The 16,991-nt window shown below is 45.8% G+C and carries 7 protein-coding genes, 5 tRNA genes, 2 rRNA genes and 1 riboswitch; of the genes, 11 read left to right on the top strand and 3 right to left on the bottom strand.

Features of this window, described 5'->3' with window-relative positions:
• The first annotated feature begins 25 nt into the window (after positions 1 to 25).
• The 7 genes from N5E84_RS11365 to N5E84_RS11335 all read left to right on the top strand — a co-directional run bounded on the left by N5E84_RS11365 (position 26) and on the right by N5E84_RS11335 (position 3,968).
• A tRNA-Glu gene (locus N5E84_RS11365) sits at positions 26 to 101 on the top strand.
• A gap of 19 nt (positions 102 to 120) precedes the next feature.
• A tRNA-Lys gene (locus N5E84_RS11360) sits at positions 121 to 196 on the top strand.
• 31 nt (positions 197 to 227) lie between these two features.
• Positions 228 to 303: transfer RNA gene (locus tag N5E84_RS11355), tRNA-Ala, on the top strand.
• A gap of 31 nt (positions 304 to 334) precedes the next feature.
• Positions 335 to 410: transfer RNA gene (locus tag N5E84_RS11350), tRNA-Val, on the top strand.
• A 358-nt stretch (positions 411 to 768) separates the two neighbouring features.
• Positions 769 to 3,659, top strand: a 23S ribosomal RNA gene (locus N5E84_RS11345).
• An 87-nt stretch (positions 3,660 to 3,746) separates the two neighbouring features.
• Positions 3,747 to 3,862 (top strand): 5S ribosomal RNA (gene rrf / locus N5E84_RS11340).
• 29 nt (positions 3,863 to 3,891) lie between these two features.
• Positions 3,892 to 3,968: transfer RNA gene (locus tag N5E84_RS11335), tRNA-Asp, on the top strand.
• A 536-nt stretch (positions 3,969 to 4,504) separates the two neighbouring features.
• Here N5E84_RS11335 and N5E84_RS11330 read toward each other — a convergent pair.
• On the bottom strand, positions 4,505 to 5,785 hold the full coding sequence (locus N5E84_RS11330) for a cation:proton antiporter (RefSeq protein ID WP_026027845.1): 1,281 nt from the start codon (positions 5,783 to 5,785) through the stop codon (positions 4,505 to 4,507).
• A gap of 182 nt (positions 5,786 to 5,967) precedes the next feature.
• On the opposite strand from N5E84_RS11330, the gene metH reads away from it, so the two are divergent.
• A complete protein-coding gene (metH, locus tag N5E84_RS11325) occupies positions 5,968 to 9,645 on the top strand; it encodes a methionine synthase (protein WP_019282178.1) in 3,678 nt (1,225 codons plus the stop codon).
• A gap of 66 nt (positions 9,646 to 9,711) precedes the next feature.
• Here metH and lysC read toward each other — a convergent pair whose 3' ends face one another.
• Entirely contained in the window at positions 9,712 to 11,064 is a 1,353-nt protein-coding gene (gene lysC / locus N5E84_RS11320) for a lysine-sensitive aspartokinase 3 (RefSeq protein ID WP_017043419.1), read from the bottom strand.
• Between the two features lie 109 nt (positions 11,065 to 11,173).
• Positions 11,174 to 11,349, bottom strand: a riboswitch (Lysine riboswitch).
• Positions 11,350 to 11,527: 178 nt separating this feature from the next.
• On the opposite strand from lysC, the gene N5E84_RS11315 reads away from it, so the two are divergent.
• From N5E84_RS11315 to mgtE, 3 genes are all read left to right on the top strand, one after another.
• Complete coding sequence (locus N5E84_RS11315; protein ID WP_029388224.1) at positions 11,528 to 12,649, top strand: pyridoxal-phosphate-dependent aminotransferase family protein; 1,122 nt, start codon at positions 11,528 to 11,530, stop codon at positions 12,647 to 12,649.
• Positions 12,650 to 13,499: 850 nt separating this feature from the next.
• The gene (locus tag N5E84_RS11310) at positions 13,500 to 13,895 is read left to right on the top strand and encodes a hypothetical protein (protein WP_017050669.1); all 396 of its coding nucleotides are present in this window, start codon (positions 13,500 to 13,502) and stop codon (positions 13,893 to 13,895) included.
• Between the two features lie 166 nt (positions 13,896 to 14,061).
• Entirely contained in the window at positions 14,062 to 15,414 is a 1,353-nt protein-coding gene (mgtE, locus tag N5E84_RS11305; protein ID WP_069212221.1) for a magnesium transporter, read from the top strand.
• Positions 15,415 to 15,432: 18 nt separating this feature from the next.
• Here mgtE and N5E84_RS11300 read toward each other — a convergent pair whose 3' ends face one another.
• Positions 15,433 to 16,965, bottom strand: a complete 1,533-nt coding sequence (locus N5E84_RS11300; protein WP_069211897.1) for an IS66-like element ISVa11 family transposase — start codon at positions 16,963 to 16,965, stop codon at positions 15,433 to 15,435.
• Positions 16,966 to 16,991: the final 26 nt, after the last annotated feature.

Below are 16,991 nucleotides of genomic sequence, written 5' to 3'. Positions count from 1 at the left end.
ATGTTCCCAAACATTCTTACTTAGTGTCCCGTTCGTCTAGAGGCCTAGGACACCGCCCTTTCACGGCGGTAACAGGGGTTCGACTCCCCTACGGGATACCACTTTCGTTGTGAAGTAAAGGGGTCGTTAGCTCAGTTGGTAGAGCAGTTGACTTTTAATCAATTGGTCGCAGGTTCGAATCCTGCACGACCCACCATTTCTTCCACAAGAAATGTGAAAAAACATGTGGGGCTATAGCTCAGCTGGGAGAGCGCCTGCCTTGCACGCAGGAGGTCAGCAGTTCGATCCTGCTTAGCTCCACCATTTCTTCCACAAGAAATGTGAAAAAACATGTGGGCGATTAGCTCAGTTGGGAGAGCACCTGCCTTACAAGCAGGGGGTCACTGGTTCGAACCCGGTATCGCCCACCACTCTCTAAGGATTTTTGGATGCACATTGCCAAACCAGATTAAGTAATTGAACTGGTTGGTCTGTTTGACTCTGAAAGTCATTAGAAAGTGATTCATTCCGTTAGGAATACCACTCGCTCTTTAACAATTTAGAAAGCTGACTGATAACAACGAACGTGTTTGTTGTTATCAAATAAAAGTTCTCAACATCAATGCGTTTAACGTATTGATACCAAACACATTCAAGTGTTCTTGGGAAAGCTTACTTCGGTAAGTTTTCAAAATTGAGTCCGGCAAAATCAAACGTCTCTCGCTCATTCAAATAATGAGAGACAACCTTGGTGACTTGTCTACAACACGAAACTTCTTCGGGTTGTATGGTTAAGTGACTAAGCGTACACGGTGGATGCCTTGGCAGTCAGAGGCGATGAAGGACGTAGTAACTTGCGATAAGCGTAGATTAGGCAGTAACAGCCACTTGAGTCTACGATTTCCGAATGGGGAAACCCACGTGCATAAGCACGTATCCTTACCTGAATACATAGGGTAAGGAGGCAAACCGGGGGAACTGAAACATCTAAGTACCCCGAGGAGAAGAAATCAACAGAGATTCCGAAAGTAGCGGCGAGCGAAATTGGACTAGCCCTTAAGCTTTTAATGATGCAGGTGAAGCCTCTGGAAAGTGGCGCAATAAAGGGTGATAGCCCCGTAACTGTTCCATCATTATAAGTGAAATCGAGTAAGGCGGGACACGTGTTATCCTGTCTGAATATGGGGGGACCATCCTCCAAGGCTAAATACTACTGACTGACCGATAGTGAACCAGTACCGTGAGGGAAAGGCGAAAAGAACCCCTGTGAGGGGAGTGAAATAGAACCTGAAACCGTGTACGTACAAGCAGTAGGAGCACCTTCGTGGTGTGACTGCGTACCTTTTGTATAATGGGTCAGCGACTTATATTCAGTGGCAAGGTTAACCGAATAGGGGAGCCGTAGGGAAACCGAGTCTTAACTGGGCGCTTCAGTCTCTGGATATAGACCCGAAACCGGGTGATCTAGCCATGGGCAGGTTGAAGGTTGAGTAACATCAACTGGAGGACCGAACCGACTAATGTTGAAAAATTAGCGGATGACTTGTGGCTAGGGGTGAAAGGCCAATCAAACTCGGAGATAGCTGGTTCTCCCCGAAAGCTATTTAGGTAGCGCCTCGGACGAATACTACTGGGGGTAGAGCACTGTTAAGGCTAGGGGGTCATCCCGACTTACCAACCCTTTGCAAACTCCGAATACCAGTAAGTACTATCCGGGAGACACACGGCGGGTGCTAACGTCCGTCGTGGAGAGGGAAACAACCCAGACCGCCAGCTAAGGTCCCAAATTACTACTAAGTGGGAAACGATGTGGGAAGGCTCAGACAGCCAGGATGTTGGCTTAGAAGCAGCCATCATTTAAAGAAAGCGTAATAGCTCACTGGTCGAGTCGGCCTGCGCGGAAGATGTAACGGGGCTAAGTAGTAAACCGAAGCTGCGGCAATACAGTTTACTGTATTGGGTAGGGGAGCGTTCTGTAAGCCGTTGAAGGTGTGTTGTAAAGCATGCTGGAGGTATCAGAAGTGCGAATGCTGACATGAGTAACGATAAGGGGGGTGAAAAACCTCCCCGCCGGAAGACCAAGGGTTCCTGTCCAACGTTAATCGGGGCAGGGTAAGTCGACCCCTAAGGCGAGGCTGAAAAGCGTAGTCGATGGGAAACGGGTTAATATTCCCGTACTGCTTATAATTGCGATGGGGGGACGGAGAAGGCTAGGTGGGCCAGGCGACGGTTGTCCTGGTTCAAGTGCGTAGGCTAAGAGACTAGGTAAATCCGGTTTCTTGTTAGGCTGAGACACGACGTCGAGCTGCTACGGCAGTGAAGTCATTGATGCCCTGCTTCCAGGAAAAGCCTCTAAGCTTCAGATTATAAGCAATCGTACCCCAAACCGACACAGGTGGTCGGGTAGAGAATACCAAGGCGCTTGAGAGAACTCGGGTGAAGGAACTAGGCAAAATGGTACCGTAACTTCGGGAGAAGGTACGCTCTTATTGGTGAAGTCCCTCGCGGATGGAGCTGACGAGAGTCGCAGATACCAGGTGGCTGCAACTGTTTATTAAAAACACAGCACTGTGCAAAATCGCAAGATGACGTATACGGTGTGACGCCTGCCCGGTGCCGGAAGGTTAATTGATGGGGTTAGACTTAGGTCGAAGCTCTTGATCGAAGCCCCGGTAAACGGCGGCCGTAACTATAACGGTCCTAAGGTAGCGAAATTCCTTGTCGGGTAAGTTCCGACCTGCACGAATGGCGTAATGATGGCCACGCTGTCTCCACCCGAGACTCAGTGAAATTGAAATCGCTGTGAAGATGCAGTGTACCCGCGGCTAGACGGAAAGACCCCGTGAACCTTTACTACAGCTTGGCACTGAACATTGAACCTACATGTGTAGGATAGGTGGGAGACTTAGAAGCGCAGTCGCTAGATTGCGTGGAGTCGACCTTGAAATACCACCCTTGTCGTTTTGATGTTCTAACGTAGGCCCCTCATCGGGGTTGCGGACAGTGCCTGGTGGGTAGTTTGACTGGGGCGGTCTCCTCCCAAAGAGTAACGGAGGAGCACGAAGGTGGGCTAATCACGGTTGGACATCGTGAGGTTAGTGCAATGGCATAAGCCCGCTTAACTGCGAGAATGACGGTTCGAGCAGGTACGAAAGTAGGTCATAGTGATCCGGTGGTTCTGAATGGAAGGGCCATCGCTCAACGGATAAAAGGTACTCCGGGGATAACAGGCTGATACCGCCCAAGAGTTCATATCGACGGCGGTGTTTGGCACCTCGATGTCGGCTCATCACATCCTGGGGCTGAAGTCGGTCCCAAGGGTATGGCTGTTCGCCATTTAAAGTGGTACGCGAGCTGGGTTTAGAACGTCGTGAGACAGTTCGGTCCCTATCTGCCGTGGGCGTTGGAAGATTGAAGGGGGCTGCTCCTAGTACGAGAGGACCGGAGTGGACGAACCGCTGGTGTTCGGGTTGTCATGCCAATGGCATTGCCCGGTAGCTAAGTTCGGAATTGATAAGCGCTGAAAGCATCTAAGCGCGAAGCGAGCCCTGAGATGAGTCTTCCCTGGCACTTTAAGTGTCCTAAAGGGTTGTTCGAGACTAGAACGTTGATAGGTTGGGTGTGTAAGCGCTGCGAGGCGTTGAGCTAACCAATACTAATTGCCCGTGAGGCTTAACCATACAACACCGAAGGGGTTTTGTGGACTCAATGGAAGAACATTGAATGTGTGAATGAGAACGAAACAGCTTTCCGAATTAAGAAATTTTCTTGGCGACCATAGCGTTGTGGACCCACCTGATTCCATGCCGAACTCAGAAGTGAAACACAACAGCGCCGATGGTAGTGTGGGGTCTCCCCATGTGAGAGTAGGACATCGCCAGGCTTTGAATATTGTCTAACCAGACACGCTGCGGAGCGGTAGTTCAGTTGGTTAGAATACCGGCCTGTCACGCCGGGGGTCGCGGGTTCGAGTCCCGTCCGCTCCGCCACTTATTAAGAAGCCCTGCTAGTAATAGCTGGGCTTTTTTCGTTTGAGTAAAATAGCATTTTATTTTTTATCACTCTCAGTGCCGTCTTCTAAAAATCAATTCCACGCATACTTACATACTCACTCCTTGTAATTCGTAACACTCTGATTAGCTAGGGCTCGCTTACCGGTCCGTAGTTTTACTTGGCGTCCTTCTTCAATAATCATTGAACCTGTTTGTTCAAACTTGTTCGGCTGACTTTAAGCTATTGTGTGATTATTTGTGTACATGAATGACTTTCTTTGGGGTGTGCGAGAGCCATCATCACACCTTCATTTGAATAGGGTTCGCCAGCTTTTTAAATAAGTGTTACTAAAGCTATCCATAGTGATATTTCACCATAGTTCAACAGCCTTAATTAGATCATATTTTTTTAAATTGGTATTACAGTAGATATAGAGAGAGGAGTAACAAAGTAAAGATAGCAAAAGCCGATGTTCTAGAACATCGGCTAGAGGTAAAATTGGTTTGATCAGTCATTACTGACAGTTTTCTTTCTACATTGACGATTTTTCAGCTTGTTTTGCTTTATCTATCAATGGGGTAATTGTTGAACCTTGAATAAGTATTGAGAACACCACGACAGCGTATGTCATAACAAGGATTATCTCTTTTACATCAATAAGCTTGTCTGGGATAACTAATATGCCAGATGGGATAGAAAGTGCCATTGCTAGTGCTAGCCCACCTCGTAGCCCTCCCCAAGTTAGTATCTTTATTGACCATGGATTGTAGGAGCGGTAACGCTTGAAGCCGATGTAAGAGAAAAAAACGCTTAGATAGCGAGCAGATAAGACAAGAGGAATGGCGAAAGCCATCAATATCCAGTCCTCTTCATGGAATTTGAAAAGTAGCATCGACATACCGATAAGTAGGAAGAGCACACCATTCAAAAATTCGTCAACCAATTCCCAAAAGTGGTCAAGGTGTTCTTCACTTTCTTTTGAAAAGCCAATGAAGCGTGTCCAGTTGCCAATCATTATCCCTGATACAACCATAGCTAAAGGTCCGGAAACATGAATAACATCTGCAAAAACATAGCCAGCAGTCGGTATACCAATGGTTAAAAGCAGTTCCATTGAGTGATCATCGGTGGCGCTGATGAGGTAGTGGAATAATAGCCCAAGAGCTAGGCCATACAGGATGCCCCCCATTGCCTCTTGAATAAACAACATAGTTACACTACCTATGGTTGGTGCTTCTGTACCAAATGCAATAGTGAAAATAGTGACAAAGATAACCAAACCAAAACCATCATTAAAGAGCGATTCTCCCTCGATTTGGGTTGAAATACGTTTTGGTGCATTTAACTTTTTAACAATAGCTAATACGGCTATTGGGTCTGTTGGTGATATGAGTGCACCAAATAGCAGACAGTAAACGAGATCGAAGTGAATACCGATAAATTGACAGAAGGCGTATAGCCCAAAACCGATGAAGAAGGTTGAAAATAGCGTTGCGCCTAGCGCAAGAACCGCGATTTCCCATTTCTGATCTTTTAGGTTGGGTAATTTGATGCCTAGGCCACCAGCGAAAAGTAGAAAACCGAGTATTCCTTTGAGCAGAAAATTTTCAAAGTTAATACTGTTGACGGTTTCTGTCGCTATTTGAGTTAGATGAAACCAATCATTTTGACCTGCAACTAAGATCAATAATGACAACATCATCGATCCTGCTGTAATGGCGATAGTGGTTTGCATATTGCCTATCTTACTGTTTAGAAAGGCAATCAACATTGCTGCTCCTGATAGGAAGCATAAAGTGTAATAGACAGACATTGTTTTCTCGTCGTGTAACAAAATATGAATGAAATTCTCCTTGGATGATGTACAAATAGCAAACACTTTTTAGCCATGATTGCAGATGTATCAAACGATAATTAAAGTGAAGTTTAGACGTCTAGATTTCTAATGGTTATATGATAGGATGAGCGAATAACCAAAAGGAATGAGGCTGTACTGTGGGAAGAGAAGTTAGAAGTCAAATTGAAGCTCAATTGCAACAGAGAATATTATTGATTGATGGTGGCATGGGCACCATGATTCAGAGCTATAAATTGGAAGAGCAAGATTATCGCGGAGATCGCTTTGCCCATTGGCCAAGCGATCTGAAAGGAAATAATGACCTTCTCGTCTTGACGCAGCCTCAGTTAATCAAAGAAATTCATAGTGCTTACTTGGAAGCAGGTGCTGATATCCTAGAGACGAATACCTTCAACGCGACGAGCATCGCAATGGCCGACTACGATATGCAAGCCATTAGCAATGAGATCAATTTCGCTGCTGCAAATCTTGCACGCCAAGCTGCTGACGAATGGACGGCGAAAACGCCTGATAAACCTCGTTACGTGGCGGGAGTGCTAGGGCCAACAAACCGCACTTGCTCGCTCTCCCCTGACGTGAATGACCCTGGGTTTCGAAATATCAGCTTTGAGCAATTAGTTGAAGCTTACTCAGAATCAACACGTGCTTTAATTCGTGGCGGCAGCGACTTAATTTTGATTGAAACCATTTTCGATACTTTAAATGCTAAAGCCTGTGCCTTTGCGGTGGATTGTGTGTTTGAAGAGTTGGGTTACAAACTGCCCGTGATGATCTCAGGGACAATCACCGATGCCTCTGGTCGAACGCTTTCTGGGCAAACAACCGAAGCCTTTTATAATGCACTGCGACACGTTGAGCCTATCTCATTTGGTTTGAACTGCGCACTCGGTCCGGATGAATTGCGCCAATACGTTGAAGAGCTATCACGTATTTCTGAATGTTATGTCTCGGCTCATCCCAATGCGGGGTTGCCTAACGCATTCGGTGAGTATGATCTTGAAGCTGATGAGATGGCGCAGCACATCGGGGAATGGGCGCGAGCGGGATTCTTGAACCTTGTTGGTGGCTGTTGTGGAACCACTCCTGAGCACATTAGACAAATGGCAAAAGTGGTCGAAGGTGTGAAACCAAGAGCGTTACCCGATATTCCAGTGGCTTGTCGTCTATCCGGTCTAGAGCCGCTGACGATTACCAAAGAGAGCTTATTCATCAACGTAGGTGAGCGAACTAACGTCACTGGTTCTGCGCGTTTTAAGCGTTTAATCAAAGATGAGCAGTATGATGAGGCGCTGCATGTTGCTCGAGAGCAGGTCGAAAACGGTGCACAAATCATCGATATCAATATGGATGAAGGGATGTTGGATGCGCAAGCTTGCATGGTCCGCTTTCTCAATTTATGCGCTTCTGAGCCGGATATTTCCAAAGTACCAATCATGGTTGATTCTTCTAAGTGGGAGGTGATTGAAGCAGGTCTCAAATGCATTCAAGGCAAAGGGATTGTGAACTCGATTTCCCTCAAGGAGGGAAAAGAGAAGTTTGTTGAACAAGCTAAACTCATTCGCCGCTATGGTGCTGCTGTGATCGTGATGGCGTTTGATGAAGTAGGCCAAGCGGATACCCGTGAGCGAAAACTTGAAATTTGTACCAAAGCTTATCGAATTTTGGTTGATGAGGTTGGTTTCCCTGCTGAAGATATCATTTTTGATCCCAATATTTTCGCGGTTGCGACTGGTATTGATGAGCATAATAATTATGCTGTGGACTTTATCGAAGCCGTGGCTGATATCAAACGTAATTTACCCCATGCGATGATTTCCGGCGGGGTTTCCAACGTCTCTTTCTCTTTTCGCGGTAACAACTATGTGCGTGAAGCGATCCATGCTGTATTCCTTTATCACTGTTTTAAAAACGGCATGGACATGGGTATCGTCAATGCTGGTCAGCTTGAGATTTACGATAACGTGCCTGAGAAACTGCGTGAAGCAGTCGAAGATATCATTCTCAATCGCCGCAGCGATGGCACTGAACGCTTACTGGATATTGCGGCTGAATATGCGAACAAAGGTGTCGGTAAGGAAGAGGATGCCAGTGCGCTGGAATGGCGTTCATGGCCAGTCGCAAAACGTTTAGAGCATGCGTTGGTCAAAGGTATCACCGAGTATATTGTTGAAGATACAGAAGAAGCTCGTCAAAATGCCACTCGCCCATTGGATGTGATCGAAGGGCCTCTCATGGATGGAATGAACGTGGTCGGCGACCTCTTTGGCGAAGGGAAAATGTTCCTGCCGCAAGTAGTGAAATCGGCGCGCGTTATGAAGCAAGCCGTTGCGCATTTAGAGCCCTACATCAACGCGCTTAAGCAAGCGGGTTCCAATAATGGCAAAATCCTTCTTGCCACAGTTAAGGGGGATGTACACGACATCGGCAAAAATATCGTTGGCGTCGTTTTGCAGTGTAATAACTACGAAATCATTGACCTCGGCGTTATGGTGCCATGCGAGCAGATCCTCAAAGTCGCGAAAGAACAGAATGTCGACATCATTGGGTTATCCGGCCTCATCACTCCCTCTTTAGATGAAATGGTGCACGTCGCTAAAGAAATGGAGCGACAAGGGTTTAAATTACCGCTTTTGATTGGCGGAGCAACCACCTCTAAAGCACATACCGCAGTTAAAATTGAGCAAAATTATCACCAGCCTGTTGTGTACGTGAATAATGCTTCGCGCGCAGTAGGCGTTTGTTCTTCGCTTCTTTCTGATGAGTTACGTCCTGCTTTTGTGGAAAAATTAAACCTCGATTATGAACGCACGCGTGATCAACATCACCGTAAAACCCCCCGAACTAAGCCTGTCTCATTAGAAGTGGCAAGGGCAAATAAAGCGGTTATCGATTGGGATAACTATACGCCGCCAGTTCCGGCTAAATTGGGCGTACATGTGTTTGATGATTTTGATGTGGCTACCCTTCGTCGTTACATCGACTGGACACCATTTTTCATGACATGGTCATTGATGGGTAAATATCCGACGATTTTTGAACACGAAGAGGTGGGAGAGGAAGCGCAAAGTTTGTTCCATGATGCTAATGCATTGCTTGATAGAGTTGAGCGAGAAGGGCTACTCAAGGCTCGCGGTATTTGCGCTTTATTCCCGGCCGCGAGTGTGGGGGATGATATCGAAGTGTATCGCGATGAATCGCGCACCGAGGTTGCTCATGTTCTTCATCACTTACGTCAACAAACCGAAAAGCCCAAAGGTTATAACTACTGCTTGTCCGATTACATTGCACCAAAAGAGAGTGGTAAACGAGATTGGATCGGTGCATTTGCCGTGACAGGCGGAATTGGTGAGCGAGAATTAGCAGACCAATATAAAGCGCAAGGCGATGATTACAACGCCATCATGATCCAAGCGGTGGCTGATCGTCTTGCTGAGGCTTTTGCGGAATATTTGCATCAGCAAGTTCGTAAAGAAATTTGGGGTTATGCTGCTGACGAAGAGTTGTCGAACGATGATTTGATCCGTGAGAAATACCAAGGTATACGTCCAGCACCGGGCTATCCAGCGTGTCCTGAGCATACGGAAAAAGGCACCTTGTGGGAGATGTTACAAGTTGAGCAGACCATCGATATGTCTTTAACCACCAGTTACGCTATGTGGCCGGGTGCTTCGGTGTCAGGTTGGTACTTCTCGCATCCTGATTCTCGTTATTTTGCCATTGCACAAATTCAGCAAGATCAGATGCAAGATTACGCGCAACGTAAAGGTTGGAATGCACAAGAAGCGGAAAAATGGCTTGGGCCGAATTTAGATTAAGTAATAAAAAACAGGTTGGCTAAGCCAACCTGTTTTTTATTCAGCGTGTAACTACTCAATGTGGTTTTATCGTTCAAACAAATCTTGATGAAGTTTCTGAATTGCCGCTTTAGAAACCGACTCGTGTAATAAAAAGCAGAGGTTGTGCGGGCTGGCACCATAGCAAATCATACGCAAATTGAAATCTTCTAAGGTGCTAAAAACTTGTTTTGCATAGCCTTTGCTTTCACTCATGTTATTGCCGATCAGCGCAACTAAACACAGATTATGTTCGACTTCAACTTTACACAGCTCTTCTAATTCTAAGCGCACCGCTTGAGGCAGTTCAGGCGCTCCACCTGAGGTATCGGTTTTATCTAATGTTAATGAGACGCTGATTTCAGAGGTGGTGATCAAATCCACCGAAATTTTGTGTTTGGCTAAAATTTCAAACACCTTCGAAAGAAAGCCGTATGCGTGAAACATGCTAGCGCTGCGTAGTGTAACCATGGTTTGATTGCAGCGTAGGGTTAAGGCTCTAAATAGAGGTGAGCTTTCCACACGTTTACGGATCCAAGTGCCGCCTTTTTCAGGCTCTTTTGAGGAGCCGACAAACACAGGGATATCGTGGCGAAGCGCGGGCAGCAACGTCGATGGATGCAAAATTTTAGCGCCAAAGTTTGCCATCTCCGATGCTTCGCTAAAGCTTATCTCCGCAATCGGAGCGGCTTTAGGCGCAATGCGTGGGTCAGTTGTATAAATCCCCGGCACATCAGTCCAGATTTCTAAGCCAGAAGCTTGTACCGCTTCGGCGATCAAGGCCGCAGAATAATCACTGCCGCCTCGGCCTAATGTGGTTGTATTCCCTTGTTCATCAGCGCCGATGAAACCTTGAGTTACCACTACGTGTTGCAGACAAAGTGGTGTTAACTTCTCTTGGGCTAATTGCTGGATCTGCTCTAATTGCGGTTCCGCCCGACCGTAGTGATCATCAGTACGCAGCACTTCTCGAATATCAAAACGGATCGCATCCATGCCACGTTCACGCAGTAATTGCGTCAGAATGAAGGTCGACATTAACTCGCCACAAGCCACTAAGTGATCGGTCAGTTTTTTACTCGCTTGAAAAGAGGCCGCTTCTGCGACACTGGCCACCATATCTAAAATTGAGTGTACCTCTTTTTCAACTTGTAGCGGGTCGGCAAGTTTATCAATAATCGCATGATGAATATCAGCTAACTGTTTGATAATACTTAAGCGTTGATTAGCATCTTGTACGCCATTGGCTAATTCAACCAATAAATTCGTCACGCCAGAGCAGGCACTGCTCACGACTAATTTGGTCTCTGGATTATTTTCGATCACAGCGGCACAAAGGCTCATTGCTTCAAAGTTAGCAACGCTTGTTCCGCCAAATTTGGCGACATTGAATGCGCTCACGGCATTTCTCCCACGACTTCCTGAAATAAAAATAGTGTTGGTGTACCAACGTCCAATGTTTGAAGAGAGTTTTTCTAGAGCAAATAAAGAGGTGTTTTTATGATTGGTTTACCTCAGAAGCTCTTCATCAGGGTTGCTGATGACAGTTGAAGGGATTCAGCCCATTCAACCGATAAACCAAATCCACAACCTTGGTTTATCTCGGCACTGCTCCCCATTAATGTTTTGTATTGGAGTTGAGGCTCCACAAAACATCTGCCTGGGCAGTGCTCCTCTTCTGCTAGATAGCTCATTCATTGAACGTTTTTGAACTGTTAATGTCAATCGCTAATTAAGTCCAAATGTAAAATAAAATTAACCAGAGTGTGACACTGGTTTGACCTCTAGACTTCGGTCGAATTGTTGCATCAGCGGATTTGTTTTACTCTGGGTATTCGTATTTGGCCGCAAGCAAGGAGCAACTATGTCCATTACCAGTTTTAACCCACCCCAGCGAATTTTGATGGGGCCAGGCCCGTCAGATATTTACCCCCAAGTATTACAAGCGCTGAGCAGGCCGACTGTTGGCCACTTAGATCCGCTTTTTATCCAGATGATGGATGAGCTAAAGCAGCTGCTTAAATACGCTTTTCAAACGGAAAATGAGTTTACCATCGCGGTTTCCGCGCCGGGCAGCGCTGGTATGGAGGCGTGCTTTGTCAACCTGATTGAGCCAGGAGATAAGGTCATCGTGTGTCGCAATGGCGTTTTTGGCGAGCGTATGCGCGAGAATGTAGTGCGCTGTGGCGGAGAAGTGGTGCTGGTGGATGATGAGTGGGGAGCCCCCGTTTCGCTCGATAAAGTCGAGCAAGCCATACAGGCTAACCCTGATGCTAAAATTCTCGCGTTTGTCCATGCAGAAACGTCAACTGGTGCATTGAGTGATGCGCAAGCATTAGGTTTGCTGGTTAAGCAAAACAACATGCTGAGTATTGTAGATGCGGTGACATCCTTAGGCGGCGTGCCACTTTATGTGGATCAATGGCAGCTCGATGCCGTCTATTCTGGGAGCCAAAAGTGCTTATCGTGCCCTCCGGGTTTATCGCCACTGACTTTTTCAGCGCAAGCGATTGAAAAAATTCAATCTCGCACAACCCCCGTTCAAAGCTGGTTTTTAGATCAAAGCTTAGTGCTTGGTTATTGGAGCGGTGCAGGCAAGCGCAGTTATCACCACACTGCGCCAGTTAACAGTTTGTACGCATTGCATGAAGCCTTGCTGGTGTTGAGAAACGAAGGTCTAGAGCAGGCTTGGGCACGTCATCGTGTGATGCATGACAAATTAAAGCAGGGTCTAGAAAAATTAGGATTTGAATTTGTCGTTGCTGAAGATTGTCGTTTACCGCAATTGAATGCGATCTATATTCCAGAGGGGGTTGATGAGGCTAAAGTGCGAGCGCATTTGCTCAATCAATACAACTTGGAGATCGGCGCAGGCCTTGGCACTTTAGCGGGTAAAGCGTGGCGTATTGGTCTAATGGGGTATGGGGCGCGCAGTGAAAACGTGGCCTTATGCTTACGGGCGTTAGAAGAGTCATTAACAAATTAGCAAAAAAAACACATAAGGGAGCATTTGCTCCTTTTTAGTGGTGCTGATGCTGAACGTTGTTCGTCTCAGCATCAATCATAAAATTCATTTTTATTGTTAGCTCTTCCCTGGCCTGAGTGGAATACTCGTGATTGATATCTTAAGATAAAGTTTGTCGTTAATGGTTTAATTACTCGTATGAATATAAGTGGCATTTTGTGTATTTATAATAAATATACGATGACAAAGTTCGTGGCCTAAATATTAGAACCAGTTTGGATACTACTTTGTATTGTCATGGTATTGTAAAAAATGAACATTGTTCGATTGTTTTGGTTGACCATTATTTTATCTGCGTTAGGATAACCGCGCTGAGAAAGCATACTTATTATTAACTTTTTAGAGGTGCAATAGAAACCTATGGACTCGTCGAGTAGTCGATTATCCAAGTGTGGTATTTTCTGGTTAGTAGAAAAGCCTACGTTTTGTTGCCAACTTTTCATTTAAAGCCTCGCTTTTGCTAAGTTGGTATTCATACTAACGAAGCTCCTTTTCTTGTTCTCTCCTGTCAATATCACACTCTTTTTATAGAGTATCGTGTTTGTTTAAGTCGATCATATGATTTATTCAATACAGCGTTTCTACTGGCTAGAGCGTGAATGCTTTTGAATTTCTTGCGTGTCATCTGTACACCGCTAGAACTTTCGCAAGTACACGGCTTCTCTATTTGACTGACTTTATCTTCTCCTAACTTGCTTGTTCAAAGCGGGGAATGCTTGAGCTTGATGGTATAAGCTTATTGCAGTTCAGTTACGTGGATTTTCTGCATAATTTGGTTTCTTTGCCTTGATAGTTTCAAGGAGATACAAAGATGGTTATGTACAATACATCATTAGCTATGGGCAACCGGCTACCTGCTGCTCACTCTATTCAAACCGAAATGGATAACAACTTTATTTGTGTAGGCGCATCGCTATCTGTAGAAGCGGTGATTGCGATTCTACGCTCATCGTCCTTAACCGATAAGCGCTTAAACCTTATCTTTATCTCTGGTGATGCAGGTGAATACTTAGGGTTTGTTTATTTAAGCAAGGTGGTGGTATCACAGATGAATATCATCATGAAAGATATTATGCACAAAAGCGATATTGCCGTATCGGCCTTAATGGATAAGGTTCAAGCTAGAAAGTTATTATTAGACAGTCATTTGCCTATGATTCCTATCATCGATAGTCGGAATCGAGTGATTGGCGCCTATTCTATATAATAAATATTAACAAACTTTAAAATAAGTCGCTCAACTTCACTAAATGAAATTTTAGTGAGATTGGAACAGTGTGCTTAAAATTTAAGTTATTCATTGAATACATTGATTCTAAAAATAAGCTTTAAAATTATTATGTTTATTTTTAAAGTTAAATATCGGCTGAGATATGATAATGAAATTACAAAAAATAGCGTTAGAACTCGCTGCGATTAATTTTAATCGTGACCCATTAAACTTAAATCAATTAATGGAACAGTATCCCATCGCTGATATTGCTCAAGTCTTCGCTGAGCAGTTGGCTAATCAGACCTTGAGCGAAGAGGATGTCTTTGAGCTGGTGCAATTGATGCCAATCGCTCGTCAAGCGGCGCTATTGGGGTATTTTTCTGAGCCTATCAGAGAAAAAGTGGTGGAGAGAATGCCGCTCGAAGCGCTTGCGAAAGTGCTTCAAGTTATGCCCCATGATGAAAGGGCTGACTTATATGCTCACTTGGATGAGACGCGCCAACCGCCGCTACTTGCTCTACTGGATCAACAAGAGCGGCAAGATGTACAACAACTCGCAGCCTACCCTCAAGGCTCGGTCGGCTCTATCATGACGACAGATTATGCGACGTTAAACGCCGATGATGATGTGCCGCAGGCGATTGCGCGTTTACGTGAAATGGCCAACGAGAGGGAAACCATCTATCAAGCGTATGTGATTGATAAACAGAATCGCTTACTTGGTACACTTTCGCTTAAGGATTTAGTGCTGGCACAACCGACCTCGCTTGTCTCTGACATCATGACCAAAGAGACAGTGTTTGTTCGAGCTGATGAAGATCAAGAGTGTGCAGCGCAAGCCATCAGTAAATACGATTTACTTGCGGTGCCTGTTTTTGATGAGCAATTCCGTTTGGTCGGTATAGTGACTTATGACGATGCGATGGACGTGGCCGAGCAGCAAGCGGATATGGATTTTCATAAAGTCGCTGCGGTTGGTTTTACCGGTAACCTTAAAGAAGCCAGCGTATGGCTAATGTACAAGAAACGTGTGTTTTGGCTGGTGTTGTTAGTCTTTGGTAATCTTTTTTCTGGTGCCGGAATTGCGTACTTTGAGGAGACGATTCAAACCTATGTCGCCTTGGTCTTCTTCTTACCACTGTTGATTGATAGCGGCGGTAATGCAGGATCCCAGTCAGCAACGTTGATGGTTCGAGCCTTAGCCACTGGTGAAGTGGTGATGAAAGATTGGCTATCCATGTTGGTGCGAGAGTTAGGGATTGCGGCGTTATTAGGGGCAACAATGGCCATTGCTGTTTCTTTATTGGGTTTTTGGCGAGGCGGCAGTGATATCGCTTTTGTCGTTGCGGTAACGATGCAAATTGTGGTGATTATTGGTTGTATTGTTGGAATGCTCCTTCCGTTCATTCTGAATAAGTTTAAGCTCGATCCTGCGTCAGCCAGTGCTCCGTTGATCACGACCATTGCTGATTCTATCGGGGTGATCATCTATTTCAGCGTATCCGCCCCATGATCCCACGGGGCGATATTGTTAGTGTTGGAAGTTCCAAGGCAGGAGTGCATCGATATCAGGCTCAGATTTCGCTAGCTCTTTCATGCACTTAACCATGTAGTCGTAAAGGATAAGGCCGTTGGCTTTCGCTGTCTCGACGATACTGTAAAGCATCGCGCTCGCTTCAGCTCCATTGGGATTGGTCGAGAAGAGCCAGTTCTTTCTGCCTATAACCAGCGGTTTTATTGCGCGTTCAGCACGATTATTGTCTATCGATAAGTGACCGTCATCGATATAGCGGCTCAGCTTCGGCCACTGACCGAGCGTGTATTTTATCGCTTTACCCAGCGGGCTAGACTCAAGCACTTTCTGAGTTGTCATCCATTCATAAAGCTCATCCAGTATCGGCTTAGCATGCTCTTGGCGCTCTGCTTTCCGTTTTTCGGCACAGGCACCTTTTAAGCGTGATTCTATTCCATAGAGTTTCTGGATTTTAGCCAATGCACTATCCGCTTTGCCTGACTTGCCTTTGCCTTGCAGCTTTTTCGCCTCCATGAACTTGCGCCGAGCATGCGCCAAGCAACCGACATTGGTGACGAGATGAAGCCCATCATAAACACCATAGCCATCGGTTTGTAGATAACCACTGTAATCCCCCAAGAAGGCAACAGGGCACGCCCTAGCTCGACTGTTTTGATAGTCGTACAAGACGATATTTCTCACATTAGGGAGGGCGGCTTCAGGCGAGTCTGCGCCCGAGCAGTAAAGCCACATATAACACTGTTTATCTTCTTTGAGGACATTGAGCGGCGTTTCATCCGCCTGAATCACCACTTGCTCAAGTAGGTGCGTTTTTAAGGCCGCGTAAAGTGGAGCGAACTTCTCACTGACTTGGATAATCCACCTTGCCATGGTGGTTCGTGAGAGTTCGATACCCGACTGGGTAAACAGGGATTCTTGGCGGTAAAGTGGCATCGCGTATTGATATTTGCCGAGGATGATATTGGCCAACAAGCTTTCTGTGGCGAAGCTCTTCGGGATAATGCTTTGCGGCGCTGGCTTTTGAACGACGTGGTTTTTGTCTTCTGTTTGCTCGCATTGGCGGCAAGCATATTTAGGACGAACATATTCCAACACTTTTAGTACCGCTGGCGTGAACTCAAGTTTCTCGCTACGGTCTTCACCGATTTTATGCAGGTTATGTTGACAGCAAGTGCACTGCTTTTCATCGTCGTTTAAATCGAGTTCGATAACTTCACGAGGCAAGGTCTTTGGCAGTGGTTTGCGTTTACCACGTTTCTTCTTTGTGATGGTCGTTGTGACAACTTCAACCTCTTCTTCCTTAGCGGCCTCACACTCCGCTTCGTTGAAGAGATCACCTTGAGATTCATCGTAAGGCTTTAACGCCTCCGAGCGTTTAGCGAACTGACGGTCGAAGGCAAGTTTGAGCTGTTCAAGCAGCGATTGACGCTCTTGTTTCAATTGGGTTTCTGACGCCAACAGCGCTTTCACCATCGCTTGTAGCTCGGCAACATCTTGGCTTTCTGAGTTGATATTTGGCGTCTTTTTCATGGCATTGATTATACTAAAATCATGCC

This window comes from Vibrio sp. J502 (assembly GCF_025397955.1).
Lineage (GTDB): Bacteria > Pseudomonadota > Gammaproteobacteria > Enterobacterales > Vibrionaceae > Vibrio > Vibrio anguillarum.
The sequence above is the reverse complement of the archived record's forward strand: the minus strand, read 5'-3'. Positions and strand labels throughout refer to the sequence as shown.